This window comes from Variovorax sp. GW821-FHT09B05 (assembly GCF_059418265.1).
Genome location: NZ_JBWKPN010000018.1, coordinates 110,669 through 129,944, shown reverse-complemented (window position 1 = coordinate 129,944; position 19,276 = coordinate 110,669). Strand labels below are relative to the sequence as shown.

Annotated in this window: 14 protein-coding genes; 5 read left to right on the top strand and 9 right to left on the bottom strand. The window is 70.7% G+C overall.

Translation table 11 applies throughout. The features are described from left to right. The first annotated feature begins 108 nt into the window (after nt 1–108). Nucleotides 109–1,365, top strand: a complete 1,257-nt coding sequence (locus AC07RM_RS34300) for an acyl-CoA dehydrogenase family protein (RefSeq protein WP_495337322.1) — start codon at nt 109–111, stop codon at nt 1,363–1,365. A gap of 73 nt (nt 1,366–1,438) precedes the next feature. Next, nucleotides 1,439–2,677, top strand: a complete 1,239-nt coding sequence (locus tag AC07RM_RS34295; RefSeq protein WP_495337321.1) for a DUF2252 domain-containing protein — start codon at nt 1,439–1,441, stop codon at nt 2,675–2,677. On the opposite strand, the gene AC07RM_RS34290 is transcribed toward AC07RM_RS34295, so the two are convergent. The 8 genes from AC07RM_RS34290 to AC07RM_RS34255 form a co-directional block, all read right to left on the bottom strand. Then, complete coding sequence (locus AC07RM_RS34290) at nt 2,640–3,434, bottom strand: sulfite exporter TauE/SafE family protein (RefSeq protein ID WP_057594980.1); 795 nt, start codon at nt 3,432–3,434, stop codon at nt 2,640–2,642. The two genes, AC07RM_RS34295 and AC07RM_RS34290, sit on opposite strands and share 38 nt — an antisense overlap. Continuing rightward, nucleotides 3,431–4,948, bottom strand: coding sequence for an AMP-binding protein (locus AC07RM_RS34285; RefSeq protein WP_495337320.1), 1,518 nt, complete (start codon nt 4,946–4,948; stop codon nt 3,431–3,433). Before AC07RM_RS34285 ends, AC07RM_RS34290 begins: the two co-directional genes overlap by 4 nt. Before the next feature lie 2 nt (nt 4,949–4,950). Further along, nucleotides 4,951–6,399 carry an acylating sulfoacetaldehyde dehydrogenase gene (gene sauS / locus AC07RM_RS34280; RefSeq protein ID WP_495337319.1) on the bottom strand — a complete coding sequence of 483 codons (1,449 nt, stop codon included), beginning with the start codon at nt 6,397–6,399 and terminating at the stop codon, nt 4,951–4,953. 50 nt (nt 6,400–6,449) lie between these two features. Next, nucleotides 6,450–7,442 (bottom strand): tripartite tricarboxylate transporter substrate binding protein, encoded by a 993-nt coding sequence (locus tag AC07RM_RS34275; RefSeq protein ID WP_208509767.1) that lies wholly within the window; start codon nt 7,440–7,442, stop codon nt 6,450–6,452. Then, nucleotides 7,439–8,230 (bottom strand): IclR family transcriptional regulator, encoded by a 792-nt coding sequence (locus AC07RM_RS34270; protein WP_495337318.1) that lies wholly within the window; start codon nt 8,228–8,230, stop codon nt 7,439–7,441. The genes AC07RM_RS34275 and AC07RM_RS34270 overlap by 4 nt, the downstream gene beginning before the upstream one ends. A 269-nt stretch (nt 8,231–8,499) precedes the next feature. Further along, the gene (locus tag AC07RM_RS34265; protein WP_495337317.1) at nt 8,500–10,227 is read right to left on the bottom strand and encodes a cobaltochelatase CobT-related protein; all 1,728 of its coding nucleotides are present in this window, start codon (nt 10,225–10,227) and stop codon (nt 8,500–8,502) included. Nucleotides 10,228–10,239: 12 nt separating this feature from the next. Continuing rightward, entirely contained in the window at nt 10,240–11,214 is a 975-nt protein-coding gene (locus AC07RM_RS34260) for an AAA family ATPase (RefSeq protein ID WP_431509978.1), read from the bottom strand. A 22-nt stretch (nt 11,215–11,236) separates the two neighbouring features. Continuing rightward, the gene (locus AC07RM_RS34255; protein ID WP_495337316.1) at nt 11,237–12,058 is read right to left on the bottom strand and encodes an IclR family transcriptional regulator; all 822 of its coding nucleotides are present in this window, start codon (nt 12,056–12,058) and stop codon (nt 11,237–11,239) included. Nucleotides 12,059–12,242: 184 nt separating this feature from the next. Here AC07RM_RS34255 and xsc point away from each other — a divergent pair, with 184 nt between their 5' ends. Both xsc and AC07RM_RS34245 read left to right on the top strand, forming a co-directional pair. After that, nucleotides 12,243–14,054 carry a sulfoacetaldehyde acetyltransferase gene (gene xsc, locus AC07RM_RS34250; protein ID WP_057597042.1) on the top strand — a complete coding sequence of 604 codons (1,812 nt, stop codon included), beginning with the start codon at nt 12,243–12,245 and terminating at the stop codon, nt 14,052–14,054. 16 nt (nt 14,055–14,070) lie between these two features. Continuing rightward, on the top strand, nt 14,071–15,261 hold the full coding sequence (locus AC07RM_RS34245) for an acetate/propionate family kinase (protein ID WP_495337315.1): 1,191 nt from the start codon (nt 14,071–14,073) through the stop codon (nt 15,259–15,261). Here the strand turns inward: AC07RM_RS34245 and AC07RM_RS34240 are convergent. Next, nucleotides 15,258–16,199 carry a LysR family transcriptional regulator gene (locus tag AC07RM_RS34240; protein ID WP_093340290.1) on the bottom strand — a complete coding sequence of 314 codons (942 nt, stop codon included), beginning with the start codon at nt 16,197–16,199 and terminating at the stop codon, nt 15,258–15,260. The genes AC07RM_RS34245 and AC07RM_RS34240 overlap by 4 nt on opposite strands. A gap of 81 nt (nt 16,200–16,280) precedes the next feature. Here AC07RM_RS34240 and AC07RM_RS34235 point away from each other — a divergent pair, with 81 nt between their 5' ends. Further along, nucleotides 16,281–19,220, top strand: a complete 2,940-nt coding sequence (locus AC07RM_RS34235) for a molybdopterin oxidoreductase family protein (protein ID WP_495337314.1) — start codon at nt 16,281–16,283, stop codon at nt 19,218–19,220. Nucleotides 19,221–19,276 lie beyond the last annotated feature (56 nt).

The following is a 19,276-nucleotide window of genomic DNA, read 5'->3' as shown; positions in this document are numbered from 1 at the left end:
CGCGCCCGTGCTGCGCGATCCGGCAAGGCGCCGTGCACGAAACGACAAGGCCGCCCGGGGGTGGCGCGGCCAGACTGCGGCCCCACCCATCACTCGACCGGATTTCCCATGACCATCGACTTCACCCTCGACCCCGCGCGCCGCGCGCTCCAGCTCGATGCGCGGCGTGCCGCCAGCGAGGTGCTCTCGCAGGTGCGCGCCGCCACGCACGCGCTGCACACGCCCGGCGAGCGCTTCCGCGCCACGCGGCCGATGTACGAGGAGATCATCCGCCGCGGCTTCCTGCGCCGGCTCATGCCGCAGCCCTTCGGCGGCGAGGGCACGGGCATGGTCGACCTCGCGATCGTGGCCGAGGAATTCCATGCGGTCGACTGCAATGTCTCGCTGACGCTGTTCGCCAACCTGCTGGGCCTGGCGCCGCTGTTCATCGCCGGCACGCCCGAGCAGCATCGGCGCCTGCTCGCGCCCTTCCTCGCCTGCGAGGGCGCGCCGCTGGCCGCGCTGGCCAACAGCGAGCCGGGTGGCAGCGCGAACTTCGCCGCGCCGCGCCCTGGCGAGGGCGTGCGCACCACGGCTGTGCGAGACCAAGGTGGCGAAGGCGGCTGGCGCATCCACGGCACCAAGCAGTGGGTGTCGGCCGCCACCGGCTGGGACGGCGAGGGCGCCGACCTGCTCAGCGTGGTCTGCCGCACCGACCCCGAGGCGCCGCCCGAGGCCGCGCTCTCGATCCTCGTGGTGCGGCGCGGCGCGCCGGGCCTGGTGCCGCTGCACGACATCGATGCCATGGGCCACCGCGCTCACCTCGTGCCGCGCTTCCGGCTCGACGGCGTGGCCGTGCCCGACGCCGACGTGGTCGGCCCGGTGGGCGGCGCACGCGACATCGTCGAGGCCAGCTTCTCGGGCACCGCGGCGCTGGTCGGCATCATGGGCGTGGGCCTGATGCGCGCGGCCTTCGACGTGGCGCTGCGCTTCGCGAAGACCGAATGCCGCGGCGGCGCGCTGCCGATCGTCGAGCACCAGGCCGTGGGCTATGCGCTGGCCGACGCCAAGACCACCATCGAGGCCGCGCGCGCCCTGGGCTGGAAGGCCTGCGATGCGATCGATCGCCAGCTGCCAGGCGCGCTCGAGCTCGCGCTGCAGTCGAAGATCTTCGGCTCCGAAGCCGCCGTGCGCGTCATCACCGACCTGATGCGCGTGGTGGGCATCGACAGCTACGACCACGAACTGCCGCTCGCGGGCCTGCTGCAGGATGCGATCGCGCTGCCGCTGTTCGACGGCGGCAACATGGGCGTGCGCCGGCGGCAATTGCATGCGCTACTGCGCGCACCGGACTACGACCCCCTCACGGCCGCCGGGATCGCCTGAGCACGCCGGTCAGCTTCGGCTGGGCTTGGGGCCGCAGAATCCCGTCACCAAGAAAGCGGGAAGCCGAAGCACCATGCCCAATGTCGTCAAGACCGTCCGCGCCTTCAACGCGGACCGCGATCCCGAACGCCTGGCGATGAAATACGCCAACCTGCGCTCGAGCCCCTTCGTCTTCCTGCGTGGCACCTGCCACCTGTTCTACGACCGCCTGCCGTCGGGCGCGCTGTTCGCCAAGGCGCCGCTGGCCTGGCTGTGCGGCGACGCGCACCTCGAGAACTTCGGCAGCTACAAGGGCGACAACCGGCTGGTCTATTTCGACCTCAACGATTTCGACGAGGCCGCGCTCGCGCCCGTGACCTGGGAACTGGTGCGCTTCCTCACCAGCATCCTCGTGGCCGGCGATGGCCTCAGCCGCAGCGCCGCCGAGTCCGCCGCGCTGTGCAGGGTCTTCCTCGACGCCTATGCGGGCGCGCTCGCGCTCGGCAAGGCCCGCTGGGTCGAGCGCGACACCGCGACCGGCCTCGTGCGCGAACTGCTCGACACCCTCAAGGCGCGCACCCGCCCCGCCTTCCTCGACCGGCGCACCGAGCGCAAGGGCCGCCGGCGCCTGATCCGCAGCGACGGCAAGCACGCGCTGCCGGCGAGCGACGCGCAGCGCGAGCGCGTCGTCAAGCTGGTCGATCGCTTCGCGGCCTCGCAGCCCAACCCGGGCTTCTTCGAGGTGCTCGACGTGGCGCGCCGCATCGCCGGCACCGGCAGCCTCGGCGTGGAGCGCTACATCGTGCTGGTCGAGGGCAAGGGCTCGCCCGATGCCAACTACCTGCTCGACCTCAAGCAGGCGCTGCCGTCCTCGCTCGCGCCGCACCTGAAGAAGACGGCGCAGCCCGCCTGGGAATCGGAGGCGCACCGCGTGGTCGCGCTGCAGCGCCGCATGCAGGCCGTGTCGATGGCCTTCCTGCATCCGATCGTGACGCGCAAGAGCTCTTATGTGCTGCGTGGCCTGCAGCCCAGCGAGGACCGCGTGAGCCTCGACGTGCACCGCACGCGGCCTGCCGACATCCGCGCGGTGCTCGACGACATGGGGCAGCTCATGGCCTGGGCGCAATTGCGCAGCGCGGGCCGGCAGGGCTCGGCCATCGCGGATGCCCTGGTCGACTTCGGCGCCTCGGCGAAGTCGTGGCGCACGGACCTGCTCGACGCCGCGCAGCAGTGCGCCGCGCAGGTGGCGACGGACTGGGCGGTGTACTGCGAGGCCTACGATGCGGGCGCGATGGTCACCCGACCAGCCCGACCACCGAGCGCACCACGCTGACCGCCGCCAGCACGATCAGCAGGTTCAGCACATGCCGCCTGAACTGCTCGGGCGACACCCCCTTGAACGAGCGCTGCCCCCACCAGATGCCGGCCAGCATCGCGGGCGCGAGCCACAGCGCCCACTTGAAGGTGTCGGGCCCGAGCAGCCGGCCGGTGGCATGCGCGGCCGGCATCAGCGCGGCGCTCGCGAGCGAGACTACGTCGCTGAACAGCAGCAAGGCGATCAGCGTGGCGCGCAGGGCGGCCGGTGCCATCGCGGTGGTGCTCAGCAGCACCGCGATGGCGATGCCGCCGATGGCCGCCACGCCGTTGATGAAGCCCGAGGCCAGGCCGGCGCCGAAGCGCACCGCGCGCGTGGGCACCAGCGTGGCGCGCGCACCGCTGCGCAGCAGCAGCGCGGCGGCCATCAGCAGCGCGCCGATCAGCAGGCGCAGCGGCGTCTCGGGCAGCCAGGCCAGCAACGCCACGCCGAGCGGAATGAACAGCAGGTTGCCGAGCATCAGCCAGCCGAGCCAGGGCATGTCGACGTCGCGCGCGATGCCGCGCAGCTGGCTCAGGCTCGCGAGGATCTCGAGCATGAAGATCGCGGGCACCACCAGCGCGGGCGAGACCACGAGCGACATGCCGGCCACCGTGATGGCCGAGAAGCCGAAGCCGGCGAAGCCGCGCACCACGCCGGCCGCGAACACCACGCACAGGCTGTAGGCGAGCAGCAGCGGCGCCAGCGGCGGCGTCAGCAGGTCGGCCGGGTTCATGCCGCGAACAGCGGCAGCAGCTTGAGCCGCTGCACCTTGCCCGAGGGGCCACGCGGCAGGTCGGTCACGAAGCGGTAGTGGCCCGGCGCCTTGTAGCGTCCGAGCGCCTCGGCGCTGAAGGCGCGCAGCTCGTCCTCGCCGCAGGCGCAGCCCTCGCGCAGCACGATGCACACGCCGACCTCCTGGCCATAGTGGCGGTCGGGCACGCCGACGGCCGCGGCCTCGAGCACGGCGGGATGCCGCAACAGGGCCTCGTCGATCTCGCGCGGCGCGATGTTCTCGCCGCCCTTGATGATCAGTTCCTTGATGCGGCCGGTGACGAAGAAGAAGCCGTCGGCATCGCGGTGGCCGAGGTCGCCGGTGCGCAGCCAGCCGTCGGGCGTGAAGCTGGCGCGCGTGGCCTCCTCGTTCTTGTAGTAGCCGCGCATTACGTTGGGCCCGCGGATCGCGAGCTCGCCGGTGCTGCCGTCGGGCACTTCGGCGAGTGACGCGTCGATCACGCGCGCCGCGCAGCCCGAGGCGCGGCCGACCGAGCCCAGCTTGCGCTGTGCCGGATCCAGCGGGTTCGAGAACGAGGGCGCGGCGGTCTCGGTGAGGCCCATGGTCTCGACGATGCCGATGCCGAACAGGCGCTCGAAGGCGCGGTGGTGCTCGGGCGGCAGCGCGGCCGAGGCCGAGCGGCAGAAGCGGATGGCCGCCGTGCGTTCGCGCGCCGGCGCCTCGCCCTCGAGCAGGTACGAGATCATGGTCGGCACCACGTTGATCCAGCTGCAGCCGGCCTGCGCGGCCTGCTCCCAGAAGCGGCCGGCCGAGAACTTCGGCGGCATCGCGAGGCTGCCGCCGTGCGCGAGCGGCGCCAGCATGGTCACGCAGAAGGCATTGATGTGATAGAGCGGCAGCACCGCGAGCACGCGGTCGGCGCTTCCCAGTTCGTGCTCGGCGCTGATCGCCTGCGCATTGGCCGCGAGGTTGCGCTGCGTGAGCATCACGCCCTTGGGCTGGCCCGTGGTGCCCGAGGTGTACATCAGCAGCGCGACCGCGTCGGGCGAGGGCGCGGGAAGCGACGTCGCTTCGCCTTCTCCCGGCAGCGCGAGCCCGTCGGGATCGGCCACCAGCACCGACACCGGCCGGCCGATGTCCGCGAGCATCGCGCGCACGCGCTCCTCCCACTCGGGCGCCACGCAGACCACGCGGCAGTCGGAGTGCGCGAGCACGTAGCGCATCTGCTCGGGCTGCGACAGCAGGTTGACCGGGTTCACGACCATGCCCGCATGCATGGCGCCCAGCAGCAGCCGCAGCGTCTGCAGGCCGTTGGGCATCACGACCGAGACCGTGTCGCCGGGCCGCGCGCCGGCCGCCTGCAGCGCACCGGCCACGCGGCGGCAACCGAGCGCGAGCGCGGCGCAGTCGATGCGCGCCTCGCTCTCGGTGGACAGCGCATACACCGCGCCCGGCTGGCGCGCGGCGACCTGCTCGATCAGGCCATGGACGGTGTCGCCGTCGCCCGCCGCCATGCTCAGTGCGCTCCGTGCTGCGCGAAGAAGGCGCCGAAGATCTGTTCCTCGCTCGGCACCTGCTCGGCGATCGGCCGCGACACGCGCGTGATGTTGAGGTAGTGCCGGTAGTTCATGTTGTCGGAGAAGTTGTTGCGGCCCCAGGTGCCGCAGCCCATCGAGAGCGAGAACGGCAGGCCGTTGTCGAAGCTGCCGCCGGTGGCGATGCAGTGCGCCTGGTCGACGATCACGCGCGACACCGGCAGCGACAGGCCGAGCTCGAGCGCGCGCTCGGGCACGGCCGAATGCAGGCCCACCGAATGGCCCGCGCCCTCGTAGCCGTAGATGCGCTCGACGATCGAGGCCGCATGCGCGAAGTCGCGCGCCGCATAGACCGCGAGCACCGGGCTGAGCTTCTCGCCCGAGAACGGATGGTCGTGGCCCACGCCGTCCTCGGCCACCATCAGGATGCGCGGATCGGCCTCGGCGATCGCCTGCCAGGCCGCGCGGTTGGCGCCGTCGACCTCGGCGGCGCGCTCGGCGATGGCGCGCGCCGACTGGCCGATGACCGCGGCCGAGAGCTTGCCCTCGGGCCACATCAGTTTTTGCAGCGTGGCCTTCTGCGCCTCGCCGAGCATCACGGCGCCGCGGTCCTTGAGGGCCGCGAGCAGGCGCGCGCGCACCGCGTCGACGACCACCAGGCTGTTCTCCGACGAGCAGCTGGTCGCGTTGTCGAAGGTCTTCGAGCGCACGATGCGATCGGCCGCGGCTTCGGTGTCGGCCGTCTCGTCGACGATGCCCGCGACATTGCCGGCGCCCACGCCGAAGGCCGGCGTGCCGCTCGCATAGGCGGCGCGCACGTTGGCCTGCGAGCCGGTGGCCACCACCAGGTCGCACAGCCGCATCAGCTCGGCCGTCGACTGCTTGTTGACCGGCGCGGGCAAGAGCTGCACCAGGTCGCGCGGGGCGCCGATGCGGTCGAACTGCTGGTGGATGAATTCGATCAGCCGCGCCGCGGTGCTCCAGCCCTTGGGCGAGGGCGCGACGATCACCGCGTTGCGGCCCTTGAGCGCATTGATGATCTTGTTGGCCGGCGTCGCGCCCGGGTTGGTCGAGGGCGTGATCGCGCACACCACGCCAACCGGGCGCGCGATCTCGACGATGCCGCGCGCCGGGTCCTCGGCGATCACGCCGACCGAGCGCGCACCCTGCAGGTCGCGCAGCAGGCCGAAGGTCTTGCGGTGGTTCTTGCGCACCTTGTCCTCGACGTTGCCCACGCCCGTGTCGGCCACCGCCAGCTCGGCCAGTTCGCGGTTGCGCGCGGGTTCGATGAGGGCCCAGCCGGCGGCCGTGACCGCCATGTCGACCTGGGCCTGCGACCAGGTCTCGTAGATGCGCTGCGCCGCGCGGGCGCGTGCCACCAGTTCGACGATGGGGCCCGAGGCTTCTGAGGAGGATGCGGAGGTGTTCATGGAAATCGCTCGGCGCCCGTGGCGCCGTTCATCAAGAGGAGAAAGAAAAACTAGTCGACGCGGATGTTCGCTTCCTTGGCGAGCTTGCTCCAGCGCACGAGTTCGGTCGACACCACCTTGCCGAGCTGCTCGGGCGTGCCGCCCACGCCTTCGCTGCCCTGGGCCAGCAGCTTGTCGCGGATGTCGGGTTCCTTCACGACCGTGTTGATCACGCGGTTGAGCCGGTCGATCGCGGGTTGGGGCGTCTTCGCGGGCACGAACACCGCGTACCAGGAGTCGACGTCGAAGTCGGGGATGCCGGCCTCCTGCATCGTCGGCACGTCGGGGAAGGCGGCGCTGCGCTTGGTGGTCGACACGGCCAGCGCCTTGAGCTTGCCGGCCTTCACGAACTGCGCCGCGGCGGGAATCGACACCCACAAGAGCGGCACCTGGCCGCCCATCACGTCGGTGACCGCCGGGCCGCCGCCGCGGTAGGGCACGTGCGTCATCTGCGTGCCGGTGCGCAGCTTCAGCAGCTCGCCCGCGAGGTGGCCGGGCGAGCCGTTGCCCACCGAGGCGAAGGAGATGCTGTCGGGCCTGGCCTTGGCCATCGCGACCAGCTCGGCCACGGTGCTGGCCGGGAACTGCGGGTTCGCCACCAGGATCTGCGGCAGCGAAGCCACCAGGCCCACGGGCGCGAAGTCCTTCGCGGTGTCGAACGAGAGCTTGTTGTAGATGGCGGGGTTGATGGTGTGCGAGGACAGCGTGAACAGCACCGTGTAGCCGTCGGCCGGCGACTTGGCGACCAGCTCGGTGCCGATCGAGCCGGCCGCGCCGCCGCGGTTGTCGATCACGACCGGCTGGCCCAGCAGCGTCTGGAAGCGCTCCTGCACGATGCGCGCGATCACGTCGGTGCCGCCGCCGGGCGGGTAGGGCACGATCAGCTTGATCGGCTTGCTGGGGTAGTCGCTCCCGTTCTGCGCGACCGCGGCCAGCGGCGATGCCAGCGCCGCGGCGGCCAGCAGCCCCGCGCGCAACCAGGGGGCGGACAAGGACAGTCTCATGCAGGTCTCCTTCTCGTTGGGGTGGCGGGGGCGGTGGCGGGGCGGTAGCCCAGCGTGGCGCTGGCGTCTCGCGCGCAGGCCATGATGCGATCGGAGAGTTCGCGCGCCTGGGTGCGCGCGAAGCGGATGGAGGGCACGCTCATGCCGACGGCGGCCACGGCCGTGCCGCGCGCGTCGAACACCGGCACGCCGAGGCCGCAGACGCCCAGGCGCCATTCCTCGCGGTTCTCGGCATAGCCGCGCGCGCGGCTGCGCTCGAGCTCGGCCTGCAGCGCATCGAAGTCGACGATGCTGTGCGGCGTGTGGGGTTGCAGCGTGCCGAACAGCGCCCGCAGCGCGGCGACGTCGAGCCGCACGGCCGCCAGCATTGCCTTGCCCGAGGCCACGCAGCAGGCCGGCGCGCGGCCGCCGATGCGCGAATAGGCGGCCACGGGCAGCGGGCTGTCGAACTTGTCGAGGTAGACGATCTCGGCGCCGTCGAGCACCGCGAGATGGATGGTCTCGCCGCTGGCCTGCGCCAGTGCCGCGAGGTGCGGGCGCAGCAGCGCGCCGATGTCGGCCGCCTCGGAGACCATGGCGCCGAGTTCGAACAGGCGCAGGCTCGGCCGGTAGGCGCTGGTGTCGGCGTCCTGCACCGCCCAGCCGCATTCCACCAGCGTCTGCAGCGTGCGATGGGCATTGCTGCGCGCCATGCCGAAGGCAAGGGCGACGTCGGTCACGCGGCAGGCGCGTGCCTGGCGTGCCATCCATTCCATGACGGCGAGGCCTTTGGCGAGCGTGGAATCCATGCGTCTCCGTTGTCCCGACGCTTTCGATGAATTCCAAATATTGGAACAGCGTTCGGATAATTGAAACTCAATGTACAAACGCGGCCTGCGCTTGTCAACGCGACACTTTCGGCTGACATGGGCTCTGGGAGGCTGTCGAATGCGGGCAGCCGAACGCAGAAGGAAGACCAAAGTTGCGCAGAAGTCGCAGAAGAAGACCAAAGAAATTTTTTTGATTTTTTCTGCGACTTCTGCGAAACCTTCGCGCCCTCTGCGTTCTGCCCCCGTATTCAGTGCCTATGCCGCCCCGCCATCAGCGCGATCACCTCGCGGAAGATCGCATTGCCCGTCGAGGCCGCGAGGTCCAGCACGTGGCTGTGGCTGTAGTAGGGGCTCAGGTCCAGCCCCACGCCGATGCCCGCGATCGCGATGTCGCGCTGCTGCTCCTGGCGCGCCAGCACCTCGCGCAGGTGGTGGTCGAGGTAGTGCGGATCGTTGGCGAGATGGGTCGCGCTGTCCATCGGCGAGCCGTCGGAGATCACCAGCAGCAGCTTGCGCTCCTCGCTGCGCGCGCGCAGCCGCGTGCAGGCCCAGTCCACGGCCTCGCCGTCGATGCCCTCGCGGAACAGCTCGGGCCGCAGCAGCGCGGCCATCGGCGCGCGCGCGCGGCGCCAGGGCGTGCCCGCGGCCTTGAACACCAGGTGGCAGCGCTCGTTGAGCCGGCCCGGGTGCGTGGGCCGACCCGCGCGCAGCCAGTCGCGCTGCGCGCGGCCGCCGTTCCAGGCGCCGGTGGTGAAGCCCAGCACCTCGCTGGCCACGCCGGCCTGCTCGAGGGCGCGCGCGAGCACGTCGACCAGCATCGCGACCGATTCGGCATGCTCCTTCATCGAGCCCGAGCAATCGATGAGGAAGCTGACCACGCAATCGGCCAGCGGCTCCTCGCGCTCGATGCGGAACAGCCGCCGCTCGGCCGGCGAGGCCACGAGCTGGGCGAGCCGGCGGCCGTCGATGCGGCCTTCCTCCTGGCCGCCGTCCCAGCCGTCGCGCTCGGGCACGGCCAGCAGCGCGCGCAGTTCGCGCGCGAGCCGCGCCAGGTTCACGCCCTGCGCCGCGATGCGGCGGTCGAGCCGTTCGCGCAATTCGGCCAGCAGCTCGCGGCGCACCAGCGTGGCGGCCTCGTGCTCGCGGTCGTGCTCGGTGGTGAACACGCGGTAGGCGGCGCCGGCCTCCTCGAGCAGCCGGCTGCGCCCGGATTGCGCGCTGACGTGCTGCTCGACGATCTCGCGGTCCATCTCGGCGACCAGGCTGAACACGCTGCGCTTGTCGTCGGTGTCGTTCTGGCGCGTGTCGGGTGCTTCGTCATCGCCGCCGGCCTCGTGCAGCATCGCGGCGACCGTGCGCGCGATCGCCAGCGCATGCACGGCATACGCGGCCTGGTCGAAGCGATCGCGCCGCAGCCCGCCGAGCGCATGGCCGATGCGCGGCGCGAGCGCGAAGCGCGTGGCCTCGAGCATGTCCTCGGTCTCTTCGACCACCTGCTCGCCGCTCACGCGGGCACGGCAGATCTGCGCCACCGCGTACAGCAGCAGGCCGCGCGCGGTCTCGGTCAGGCCCGAGTGGTGGAAGGCCAGCGACCACTGCGCGTGGCGGTGGCGCAGGTTGCGCCGCATGCCGGCCATGGCCTCGGGCACCAGCGCCTCGGCGCGGAACTGCTCGAGCATCTCGAACAGCATGCGCTCCACCGGCTCCTCGGGCTGCAGCGTGCGGTGCAGTGCGGCGTCGGAGCCGGCGATGCGCAGCGCGAGGCCGTCGGCCACGCCGCGGAACGATTCGAAGTCGTCGGTCTCGGGCGAGGGATGCAGGTGCGGCGCGAACCACGGCAGCGGCACGCGGCCGCGGTGCAGGCGCCGGCCGCGGAAGTGCAGGTCGCGCTCGCCGCTGAAGGCGCGCACCACGCCCGCGCAGAGTTCGGCGACGCGCTCCTCCTGCCGAACCTTGCGGATGTCCTGCTGCGTCATGGCGCGCCGCGCTCAGCCGTCCGCGAGCCGGTGCGATTCCGCGAGCTCGCGGTCGAAGCAGCGCTGGAAGTACTCGGCCACCAGCGGCCGCTCGGCCTCGTCGCACTTGTTGACGAACGAGAGGCGGAAGGCCAGCGCCACGTCCTTGAAGATCTCGAGGTTCTCGGCCCAGGTGATCACGGTGCGCGGCGACATCAGCGTCGACAGGTCGCCGGCCGCGAAGCCCTTGCGCGTGAGGTCGGCCACCGCCACCATCGCCGCGACCGTGGCGCGGCCCGCCGCGTCGGCCAGCGAGGGCACGCGCGCCTGCACGATCGCGATCTCCTCGGCCGTGGGCAGGTAGTCGAGCGAGGCGACGATGTTCCAGCGGTCGATCTGCGCATGGTTGAGCCGCTGCGCGCCGTGATACAGGCCGTTGAGGTTGCCCAGGCCGACCGTGTTGGCGGTGGCGAACAGCCGGAAGAAGGGGTGCGGGCGCAGCACCTTGTTCTGGTCGAGCAGCGTGAACTGGCCGTCGCGCTCGAGGATGCGCTGGATCACGAACATCACGTCGGGCCGGCCCGCGTCGTACTCGTCGAAGATCAGCGCCACCGGCCGCTGCAGCGCCCAGGGCACCATGCCTTCCTGGAACTCGGTGACCTGCTTGCCGTCGCGCAGCACCACCGCGTCCTTGCCGACCAGGTCGAGCCGGCTGATGTGGCCGTCGAGGTTGAGCCGCACGCAGGGCCAGTTCAGCCGCGCCGCCACCTGCTCGATGTGGGTCGACTTGCCGGTGCCGTGCAGCCCCTGCACCATCACGCGCCGGTCGCGCATGAAGCCCGCGAGGATCGCGAGCGTCACGTCGGGGTTGAAGCGGTAGACCGCGTCGATCTCGGGCACGTGCGCGTCGCGTTCGGCGAAGGCGGGCACCTGCAGGTCGGCGTCGATGCCGAAGGTCTCGCGCACGCCGACGAGGCGCGTGGGGTGGAGGGCGGCGATGTCGTTCATGGGGCGGGTGGGTGTGGGGGTGTCAGGCCTGGGCGCGGCGTGCGGGCGTCGCATCGGCGTCGATGCGGCTCAGCGCGAGCGCCGCGCGCTGCAGCGCGGGCAGCAGCCTCTTGGCCTTCGCGATGTCGAGCCGCATCACCGGCGCCTGCACCGCGATGCAGAGGTTCGACGGGCTGTCGCCCGTGGCCGGCACCAGCGCGGCGATGCACAGCAGGCCGGGCAGGAACTCCTCGTTGTCGATCGCGAAGCCGTTCTTGCGCACGCGCTGGATCTCGGCCTCGAGCGCCGCGGCATCGGTCAGCGTGCTCGCCGTGTAGGCCTCGAGCGAGGCATTCGCCAGCAGCCGGCGGCGCTGCGCCTGGCCCATCTGCGCGAGGAACATCTTGCCGCTGGCCGAGCAGTGCACCGGCACGCGCGAGCCCGGGTGCAGGTAGAAGCGCAGCGGCGCCGCGGTCTCCACGCGGTCGAGGTAGACCACCTCGCTGCCCGACAGCGCCGTGAGGTTGCAGCTCTCGCCGATCTCCTCGACCAGCTGGCGCAGCACCGTGTGGCGCGCGCCGTGCAGGCTGTCGTTGAACAGCAGGTTCTCGGCCAGCCGGCGCAGCCGCGTGCCCATGCCGTAGTGGCGCCCGTCGCCCTCGCGCTGCAGCAGGCCCGCGCCCTCCATCTGCTGCAGCATGCGGTGCAGCGTGGGCTTGGGCAGGCCGGTCTCCTCCACCAGGCCCTGCAGCGAATAGCGCTGGTCCTTGGCGGCGATCACCTCGAGCAGCGCGAACAGCCGCATCGCCGGGGTGTCGGCGCCCGGGGCCTCGGCGGAAGGCGGGAGCGACTTGACGATCTTCATGGCGGCGGATCATAGTCCTTTTGCAAAAAATAGAACATTCCGTACCGTTTTTTGGAATTTGTTTGACGCGGCACTGCACCCGTCCTATAGTCCGCCCGATTCGCCAACCCCGAAATACGGAACTTCCCGTTCCGTCTTTTTGCAGTCCGCCGTCCAGCCCTTCATCCGCAGGAGACACCGACCCATGAGCAAGCAACCCACCCGCGAAGCCGTCACCGGCGTGCAGAAGATGACGCCCTCCGAGGCCTTCGTCGAGACCATGGTCGCCAATGGCGTGACCGACATCTTCGGCATCATGGGCTCGGCCTTCATGGACGCGATGGACATCTTCGCGCCCGCCGGCATCCGCCTCGTGCCCGTGGTGCACGAGCAGGGCGCGGCCCACATGGCCGACGGCTATGCCCGCGTGTCGGGCCGCCACGGCGTGGTGATCGGCCAGAACGGCCCCGGCATCAGCAACTGCGTGACCGCGATCGCGGCCGCCTACTGGGCGCACAGCCCGGTGGTGATGATCACGCCCGAGACCGGCACCATGGGCATGGGCCTGGGCGGCTTCCAGGAGGCCAACCAGCTGCCGATGTTCCAGGAGTTCACCAAGTACCAGGGCCACGTGAACAACCCCAAGCGCATGGCCGAGTACACCGCGCGCTGCTTCGACCGCGCCATCTCCGAGATGGGCCCGACCCAGCTCAACATCCCGCGCGACTACTTCTACGGCGAGATCACGACCGAGATCCCGAAGCCGATGCGCGTGGAGCGCGGCGCCGGCGGCGAGAACAGCCTCAATGCCGCGGTCGAGCTGCTGGCCACCGCGAAATTCCCGGTCATCCTCTCGGGCGGCGGCGTGGTCATGGGCGACGCCGTGGAAGAGTGCAAGGCACTCGCCGAGCGCCTGGGCGCGCCGGTGGCCAACGGCTACCTGCGCAACGACTCCTTCCCCGCGAGCCATCCGCTGTGGGCCGGCCCGCTGGGCTACCAGGGCAGCAAGGCCGCGATGAAGCTGATCGCGCAGGCCGACGTGGTGCTCGCGCTCGGCTCGCGCATGGGCCCGTTCGGAACGCTGCCGCAGCACGGCATGGACTACTGGCCCAAGGAGGCGAAGATCATCCAGGTCGAGGCCGACCACACCAACCTGGGCCTGGTGAAGAAGATCACCGTCGGCATCCACGGCGATGCCAAGGCCACGGCCAAGGCCCTGCTCGAGCGCCTCGCGGCCAAGACCCTGGCCTGCGACGCCACCAAGGCCGAGCGCGCCGCGAAGATCAAGGCCGAGAAGGAGGCCTGGGAGAAGGAGCTCGACGCCTGGACCCACGAGCGCGACCAATTCAGCCTCGACGTGATCGAGGAAGCCAAGGGCGAGAAGACGCCCACCGGCGGCACCTACCTGCATCCGCGCCAGGTGCTGCGCGAACTCGAGAAGGCGATGCCGCCGCGCGTGATGGTCTCGACCGACATCGGCAACATCAATGCCGTGTCGAACAGCTACCTGCGTTTCGAGGAGCCGCGCTCCTTCTTCGCGCCGATGAGCTTCGGCAACTGCGGCTACTCGCTGCCCACCATGATCGGCGCCAAGTGCGCCGCGCCCGACCGCCCGGCCGTGGCCTATGCGGGCGACGGTGCCTGGGGCATGAGCATGGTCGAGATCATGACCGCCGTGCGGCACGACATTCCCGTGACCGCGGTCGTGTTCCACAACCGCCAGTGGGGCGCCGAGAAGAAGAACCAGGTCGACTTCTACAACCGCCGCTTCGTTGCTGGCGAACTCGAGAGCGAGAGCTTCGCGGGCATCGCCAAGGCCATGGGCGCCGAGGGCATCGTGGTCGACCGGCTCGAGGACGTGGGCCCGGCGCTCAAGAAGGCCATCGACCTGCAGATGAACCAGCGCAAGACCTGCGTGATCGAGATCATGTGCACGCGCGAGCTCGGCGATCCGTTCCGCCGCGATGCGCTGTCGAAGCCCGTGCGCTTCCTCGACAAGTACAAGGACTACGTCTGATCGGGCGGCGCCGCGCATGACCGACCAGCTGCTCACGCTCAACGCGGGCTCGTCGTCGATCAAGGTCGCGCTGTTCGACGCGGCCGGTGCCGACGGCGGCCTGCCCGCCGCGCACTGGTCGGGCCAGGCCGATGGCCTGGGCGCGGGCCTCGATGCGCGGCTGCGCATCCGCGATGCGCAGGGCCGCACGCTGCACGACGCGAAGCTCGAGGGCGATGCGCGCTCGCACCGCGGCGCGCTGGCCGCGCTGCTCGACTGGCATGCGCAGCAGGGCGGCGCCGGCCGCATCGCGGGCGTGGGCCATCGCATCGTGCATGGGGGCATGGACTTCGTGGCGCCGGTGCGCATCGACGACGCCGTGCTCCGGGACCTGGCCGCGCTCGAACCGCTCGCGCCGCTGCACCAGCCGCACAACCTCGCGGGCGTGCGCGCCGCGATGCAGGCCTTCGCCGGCGTGCCGCAGGTGGCCTGCTTCGACACCGCCTTCCACGCGGTGCAGCCCGAACTCAACCGCCGCTTCGCGCTGCCGCGCGAGCTGCACGACGCGGGCGTGCGGCGCTACGGCTTCCACGGGCTCTCGTACGAATCGATCGCGCATCAGCTCGCGCGGCAGGCACCCGAGGCCGCGAACGGCCGCGTGATCGTCGCGCACCTGGGCAATGGCGCCTCGATGTGCGCCATCGCGCGGGGGCGTTCGGTCGCCACCACCATGAGCTTCTCGCCGCTCGACGGCCTCACCATGGGCACGCGCTGCGGCCGGCTCGATGCGGCCGTGGTGCTCTACCTGATGCGCTCGCGCGGCATGTCGGCCGATGCGGTCGAGAGGCTGCTGTTCCGCGAATCGGGCCTGCTCGGGCTCTCGGGCGTGTCGAGCGACATGCGCGCGCTGGAAGCATCGGACGCACCCGCGGCCGCCGAGGCCATCGACCATTTCGTCGAGCAGGTGGTGCAGCACATGGGCAGCCTCGCGGCGGCCCTGCGCGGCGTCGATGCGATCGTGTTCACGGGCGGCATCGGCGAGAACGGCACCGCGCTACGCGCGCGGGTGCTCGAAGACTGCGCCTGGATGGGCGTGGAACTCGATGCCGCTGCCAATGCCGGTGGGCAGGCGCGGATCTCGACCGGTAGCAGCTGCATCGGCGCATGGGTGCTGCGCACCGACGAGGAAGCCGTGATCGCGCGCCACACGGCGCGCGTGCTCGCCTAACCCGGCAGCGGCGCCACCGCCCCGCGCGGCACGCTCGCGCCGCAATGGCGCAGGAAGTCCGCGGTCGCGCGGCCCAGCAGCTTGTCGCGGTGCATCACGGTCGCGAGCCGCCGCGTGCCCGCGGGCAGTTTCGTGCGCAGCTCGACCAGGTGCCCGTCCTCCAGCGCCTGCGCCACCGTGTAGCGCGAGAGGCACGCCAGCCCCGTGCCCGAGGCCACCACGCGCTTGATGGCCTCGGTGCTGCCGAGTTCGAAACCCACCTGCACCTGCTCGAGGTTCTGGATCAGCCAGGCATCGGTGACCTGGCGCGTGCCCGAGCCATGCTCGCGCAGCACCCAGGTGGCCTGCGACAGCTGCCGGTGCGTGGCGACCCGGTCGGCCAGCGCATGGCCGGGCGCAGCCACGATCACGAGTTCGTCGGTGCGCCAGGCGCGCACCACCAGGTCGGGATGGGTCTGCGGCCCCTCGATGAAGCCGACGTCGACGTCGAAGCCCGCCACCGCGTCGATCACGTCGCGCGTGTTGGCGATGTGCAGGTGCACCTGGCTCTGCGGATGCAGCGCGGTCCAGGCCGACACGCGCTCGGGCAGCAGGTATTCGCCGATGGTGAAGCTGGCCGCCACGCGCAGCGGCGCCGCATGCTCGCCGCTGAACAGGGCCTGCACCTCCGCCGCCTGGTCGAGCAGCGCCTGGGCCTTGGGCAGCAGCGCGCGGCCGTTCTCGTTGAGTACCAGCCGGCGGCCGATGCGGTCGAACAGCAGGGCGCCGACCGAGCCCTCGAGGTCGGCCAGCGCGCTGCTGGCGGCCGACTGCGAACGCGCGATGCGGTCGGCCGCGGCACGCGTGCTGCCGCCGCGCGCGGTGGCCACGAAGACCTCGAGCTGGCGCAGGTTGAGGCGCAGGCGGGTCGAATTCTGCTGATCTGATTTTCCGGTCATCGTGAGCAATATTCTGCGCTTTTCCGTTCGATCGATGCTGCCTACCATCGGCCGGCCACGCTTGAAAACAAAGGACCGCCAGTGTTCAGTTTCCTGTCCCGCGAGCCCGTGCACGATCCGCTGGCGGCGCCCACGCCCACCGACCGGACCGAGGTCAAGACCACCACCTGCTACATGTGCGCCTGCCGCTGCGGCATCCGCGTGCACCTGCGCGAGGGCGAGCACGGGCCGGAGGTGCGCTACATCGACGGCAACCCCGACCACCCGCTCAACAAGGGCGTGATCTGCGCCAAGGGCTCCTCGGGGATCATGAAGCAGGTGTCGCCCGCGCGGCTCACGCAGCCGCTGCTGCGCAAGCCCGGCAGCGAACGCGGCGCCGGCGAGTTCGAGCCGATCGGCTGGGACCGCGCCTTCGAGATCCTGACCGAGCGGCTCGCGAAGATCCGCGCCACCGATCCGAAGAAGTTCGCGCTGTTCACCGGCCGCGACCAGATGCAGGCGCTCACCGGCCTGTTCGCGCGCCAGTTCGGCACGCCCAACTACGCGGCGCACGGCGGCTTCTGCTCGGTCAACATGGCCGCGGGCATGATCTACACCATCGGCGGAAGCTTCTGGGAATTCGGCGGCCCCGACCTCGAGCGCGCCAAGCTGTTCGTGATGATCGGCACCGCCGAGGACCACCACAGCAACCCGATGAAGATCGCCATCAGCAAGTTCAAGCGCGATGGCGGCCGCTTCATCTCGATCAACCCGGTGCGCACCGGCTACTCGGCCATCGCCGACGAATGGATCCCGATCAAGCCCGGCACCGACGGCGCGCTGCTGATGGCGCTGCTGCACGAGCTGATCGCGAGCGAGCTGATCGACCATGCCTTCCTCAAGCGCTTCACCAACGCGCCGCAACTGGTGGTGCTCGACGACTGCGAGCGCGAAGGCCTGTTTGCCTTCGACCCCGAGCGCGGCCCGCCGGGCGACGGCCGCCATCCGCACAACAAGCTGGTGTGGGACCGGGCCAGCGGCACCGTGAAGCCCGCCTATCCCGAGGGCATCGCGGACGGCTGCGATCCCGCGCTCGAAGGCCACTACACGCTGGCCGACGGCACGCGCGTCGCGCCCTCGTTCCAGCTGCTGCGCGAGCGCGTGGCCAGCTGCACGCCCGAATGGGCGCAGGCCATCACGGGCATCGATGCGGCGCGCATCCGACAACTGGCGCGCGAGATGGGCGAGACCGCGCTGCGCCAGGCCTTCGAGCTGCCGATCGCCTGGACCGATGCCTGGGGCAAGCGGCACGCCACCACGCAGGCGCGGCCCGTGGCCTTCCATGCGATGCGCGGGCTGGCCGCGCATTCGAACGGCTTCCAGACCGTGCGCGCGCTCGCGATCCTCATGAGCGTGCTCGGCACCATCGACGCGCCCGGCGGCTTTCGCCACAAGGCGCCGTACCCGCGCCACATCGTGCCCAACTACCGGGCCTTCAACGACCCCGGGATGATCCAGCCCAACACGCCGCTCAATGCGGCGCCGCTGGGCTTTCCGGCCAGTCCCGACGAGCTCGCGATCAACCCCGACGGCTCGCCGATCCGCATCGACCATGCCTTCTCGTGGGAGCATCCGCTGTCGGCCCACGGGCTGATGCACAACGTCATCACCAATGCGGTGAAGGGCGATCCCTACCGCATCGACACGCTGCTGATCTTCATGGCCAACATGGCCTGGAACTCGAGCATGAACACGATGGCCGTGCGCGAGATGCTCAACCGCAAGGACGAGCAGGGCGAGTACATGATCCCGTTCCTGGTGGTGTGCGACGCCTTCCAGAGCGAGACCGTGGCCTTCGCCGACCTCGTGCTGCCCGACACCACCTACCTCGAGCGCCACGATGCGATGAGCATGCTCGACCGGCCGATCTCGGAGTTCGACGGGCCGGTCGATTCGGTGCGCATCCCGGTGGTGCCGCCCACGGGGCAGTGCAGGCCCTTCCAGGAGGTGCTGATCGAGCTGGCCTCGCGGCTGAAGTTTCCGGCCTTCACCACGGCCGAGGGCGGCCGCAAGTACGCCGACTATCCCGACTTCGTCGTCAACTTCCAGCCGCAGCCGGGCATCGGCTTCCTCATGGGATGGCGCGGCAAGGACGGCACCGAGCACCTGCGCGGCGAGCCCAATCCCAAGCAGTGGGAGGCCTATGCGCAGAACAACTGCGTGTTCCAGTACCACATGCCCGAGACCATGCACTACATGCGCAACTGGAACCGCGAGTACCTCGACTTCGCGAAGGACAAGGGCTGGCGCCAGCGCAACGACCCGGTGCAGCTCGCGCTCTATTCCGACACCCTGCAGAGCTTCCGGCTCGCCGCGCAGGGCAAGAGTGCGGGCCGCCAGCCGCCCGAGGGCCTGCGCGAGCGCATCGCCACCTACTTCGATCCGCTGCCCTTCTGGTATGCGCCGCTCGAGGAGGCCGCGACCGACACCGCGGCCTATCCGCTCAACGCGCTCACGCAGCGGCCGATGGCGATGTACCACTCGTGGGATTCGCAGAACGCGTGGCTGCGGCAGATCCACAGCCACAACTACCTGCATGTGAATCCGGTGACGGCCGAAGCCGCGGGCATTGCCGATGGCGGCTGGTGCTGGGTCGAGAGCCAGTGGGGCAAGGTGCGCTGCATGCTGCGCTACAGCGAGGCGGTCGAGCCCGGCACCGTGTGGACCTGGAATGCCATCGGCAAGGCCGATGGCGCATGGCAGCTCGCGCCGGGCGCCGACGAGGCGCGCAAGGGCTTCCTGCTCAACCACCTGATCAGCGAGGAGCTGCCGTGCGCGGGCACGGCCAGCGGGCGCATCAGCAATTCGGATCCGATCACGGGGCAGGCCGGCTGGTACGACGTGCGTGTGCGCATCCGGCCGGCTGAGCCCGGCGAGCCCGAGGAGAGCTATCCGCAGTTCGCGAGCATGCCGAGCGCGCCCGGGGTGCTGGGCAAGACGGCGCAGGTGTTGACGTACTTTGCGGGGAGGGGGCGGAAATGATGCAGTGGTTGAAGGACTTGCTGGCGAGCGCCGCCCAGCCCCAGCCCGTGGCGGAA